The sequence below is a fragment of the Globicatella sanguinis NBRC 15551 genome (assembly GCF_001552295.1).
Classification (GTDB): Bacteria; Bacillota; Bacilli; order Lactobacillales; family Aerococcaceae; genus Globicatella; species Globicatella sanguinis.
This window is the reverse complement of record NZ_BCQX01000159.1, coordinates 1-3766: the sequence shown is the minus strand read 5'-3', so window position 1 is coordinate 3766 and position 3766 is coordinate 1. Positions and strand designations below refer to the sequence as shown.

General features: G+C 31.3%; 3 protein-coding genes. All 3 read right to left on the bottom strand.

The genetic code is table 11. From position 1 onward, the window contains the following. Nucleotides 1-635 precede the first annotated feature (635 nt). On the bottom strand, nt 636-2336 hold the full coding sequence (locus GSA01S_RS09595; protein ID WP_066127002.1) for a hypothetical protein: 1701 nt from the start codon (nt 2334-2336) through the stop codon (nt 636-638). Nucleotides 2337-2342: 6 nt separating this feature from the next. Beyond that, nucleotides 2343-3086: a hypothetical protein gene (locus GSA01S_RS09590; RefSeq protein WP_066126999.1), complete on the bottom strand. Its 744-nt coding sequence runs from the start codon at nt 3084-3086 to the stop codon at nt 2343-2345. Between the two features lie 273 nt (nt 3087-3359). Further along, nucleotides 3360-3671 carry a thioredoxin gene (trxA, locus tag GSA01S_RS09585; protein WP_066126997.1) on the bottom strand — a complete coding sequence of 104 codons (312 nt, stop codon included), beginning with the start codon at nt 3669-3671 and terminating at the stop codon, nt 3360-3362. Nucleotides 3672-3766 lie beyond the last annotated feature (95 nt).

Sequence of the window (3766 nt, the reverse complement as noted above, 5' to 3'; positions counted from 1 at the left end):
TTTTAATTTAATAACAACAACTTGATTAAGTTTACCAAATTTATCTTTAACCTCATTAAAGACGCAGATTGAGACCACTCAACCTCTGCGCTATTAATTAATCAACAATAATCTTAACAAAATTTATCAAGTTTATGCCCAACCTCCTATTATGTTAGTCTATTTTCGCTAAATAAATCAAGACTTCTTCTTTTGTTAATATTTTTTCTTGTTTTGAAAAAATGAATCTTTCTGAAATCATATTTTTAAAATTGATAGACTACGATCAAAAGAATAAGTAACTTTCACCTATAATCAAAATGATAGTTTAAACGTGCTATTTTGGTAAATATAATACCATTTTTCTAAACTAATTAAGTTCTCCATTGCCATTCAACTCCTTTCTAATGGAATCATATATTGATTCATTTTTTCAAGCTAATGACGTTTCCTATAGCCATTTAATTCGTTTCTATGGAATCATTCATTAACATTTTTTCAACCAATGAATGAAACGGATTGCGCTCCTAATATTTTCCATCAATAGAATCACATTCTTAATTATCTACTCAAACATAAACAGCATAAAAAATAGGAATAACGTCTAGTAAAATTAGAACATTTTACTACCAGTCATTCCTAGTATAACCTTTTCATTATTCAGTTGTTACATTTTCTTTTGCGTCATCCCATTCAATGGAACGAACTTCTCCTGATTCATTTACGTCCATTTTCACTTCGGTACCATCATTTAAGAATGGTAAGGAATCGTTTAGCTGAATGGGTGCTTGATATACTTTACCATCGATCATGAAATAATAAACGGTATTACCACTTTTAACGACAGCCTGTACCTTTTCAACTGCACCTACCACTTCAAGTAATGCCTCTTCTGTCTCTAATTCCTCAATATCAACCGGATTTTCAGCAGCATAACTTAACAATAATTTTTCGACACTATTTTCGACATATACGGTTTGATAATTTTGCACATCGACTAAAGCATAGGCTTTAATTAATCCCGAAGAATCTTTTAATGAAAGCACATAAACAGGTTTACCACTTAAATTAATTAGCAATGGGAAGGTTGCTGTATAACCTTTTTCTTGGACACTTCCTTCAGCCGAACTCATCGCAGAAAATTCTTCGGCGGCACTGATTGGGTACATTTTGGCTTCTTTTGTTCTTAAATTAACTAAAACAAACCCAATGTTCGATTCATCCGCATTAATCGAAGTAATCCCTGTATAGAGATATAAATCATCATCCATCGGTAAATAGTTATAGCCTTCAGTAGGTTGAGTCACACCTTCATTTGAAAATAAAGTATTCCAAAAACCATTCACATATTTTCCATGCATTTGCAATTGATGTAAAATTAAATCAGCACTGTAAACACGATCAACCCATTGTGGTATTTCTTCTAATGGATAATGTTTAGACTCACCAGTTGAGGCATTCACTACCACTAACCCTGTTACTTCTGGTTCAAATAAGAAGAAATTACGACCATAAGTGGAAGCAATATAATAAGGTGTCCCTTCATCGTCTACCTCAAAACTAGGTTTACCAAAGATAGTAAAGGGATATTTAAATCTTAAATGACGATTAATATTACGCCAAAATTTATCAGCATAAGAATATTTAATCGGAGCTTCAGGTGTTTCAACCGTTACTTCTCCAGTAACATTATCTACCTTTAAATAATGAGGGATACCCTCAGAAAAGTTATTTAACCATTTAAAAAATCCAGCATACTCTAATGGGGTCACACGATAAGGATAATTATTAATATTAATTTGCACATATTCAGGACTCGCAACAAACTGTGATACTAAATTAGTCAGTGCACCAAGCTTACGATTTCCTAATCTAACTGCGGTATCTCGGTCAATTAATGGTATCTGGTTGACATCCGTTTCTGAGAATTCTGTTTCAAAATCAGCCTGAGCTACTGGTAACATATCACGATATGAGGAAGCCATAAAAAATGGTGAAAAGATAGCTGAACTCACTAACCAAATAACCAGAGCCACTGGTAAAATACCAAATAAAACTTTATATTTAATGGACATGTTTTTTAACTGTGTACTGGTATTTTGACTACGATTAAAAACAAAATCAGAACCATCTTTTAATACTTCAATTATGATAATCCCCACTATGATGAGTCCTAGGAAAAACCAAAATTCAAAAGCAGCATAATGTATTGGTGGTAAAGCAATATAATAATAAACAAAAGCTAATATTAACAATACAAGATATAAAGAATTCAATCCCATGCGATTGAACAAGGCCAAAAACTTATGGTTGGAATTTTTCTTATGTTGTTGACTACTATTAGTCACATCTTTCATCTAAATTCACTCCTTAAAAATTTTTTTAAATTTAACATTGGGATAATATAATCTATTTCGAGTAGATTTCAATTGATTGGTAATATACATCGAAAAGTCATCATTAAAAGCAAATTCATCATATATTAGACCATATTGGGGGGCATAATAAAAATACTGTGTAGCATCACTCGTATCTTGCTTTAATGACAATACTAAAACATCATGATAAGTTACTTGATTGACGGTAAAATCATCTAAAATGTTAATCACTTCATACTCTTGTTCTTCTTGATAGCCACTAAAAAAAGTATCTCCCACTCCTAGCTCTAATGGCATAATTAATGAAGTAGAATCATCTAAAGTATCTGGATGGTCTCTAAAATCTGTATTGTCATAGGTTTCTGGAAAGTAACTCAATTCAATAATGCCCTCTGGAGTTAATTGATAGACAAATGCGATAGAAGTACCGGCACCATCACGTCTAAATTGATAAATCCCATCTTCATTTAAAGGATATTGCAGTACCACTTTAAAACCAGCAAATTCATTACCAGAACCAATATAATCATAATTTTCATAATATAAGAAAGGTGCATAATTAATTGTTTGAACTTTTTCCTCGCTTTTATTTTGATTTTCTTTTGAAACGTGATCTTTTACTGGAGGATTATTGTCATTAATCGAAGCAACCTTAATTGGCGTTAACCAAAACATTAACAAACAAACGAACGAAAATAAACTAAAAAAAATAATATTCCTTTTCTTCATATCATAATCCTCCCCTTTATCTTATTATACCTTAATTTATAGCCGATATAAATAAGAATCAGAGTAAAACGATAAAATCAGTCTTTAGACCTAAAGAAATGAATCCATACAAAAAATGATTGTCATCAGGACATCTACGATTATAATTTTACGACTATTTTTGGTTTTAATTGGTATTTATAATTGATTCACGTACATAAAAATGACAATAAAAAAACGAGTCAAAATGATAACATTCTGACCCGCTTTTAAATAGATTATTGAATTATTATATTACATATGGCGAGATAAAATTTCGTTTAAACGATTTTTATCATGGAAACCAACTAATTTTTCAACAACTTCGCCATCTTTTTTAACTAATAAAGTTGGAATTGACATGATGCCAAATTCACGAGCTGTTTCTTGCTCTTCATCAACATTCATTTTGTAAAAATCAACTTGTCCAGCTAATTCTTCAGATAATTCATCGATAACTGGTGATTGCATACGACATGGACCACACCATGGAGCCCAGAAATCAACCAATGTTAACCCTTCTGCAGTTTCTTGGTTAAATTGTGCATCTGTTAAAACTTTCGTCATAATGACACTTCCTTTTTATTATTTTGATTTAATCTTAACATATCTCTCAATACTTCACTATTTTTTTGCTTAGAAAGGGAGTGGACCAGAAGTAG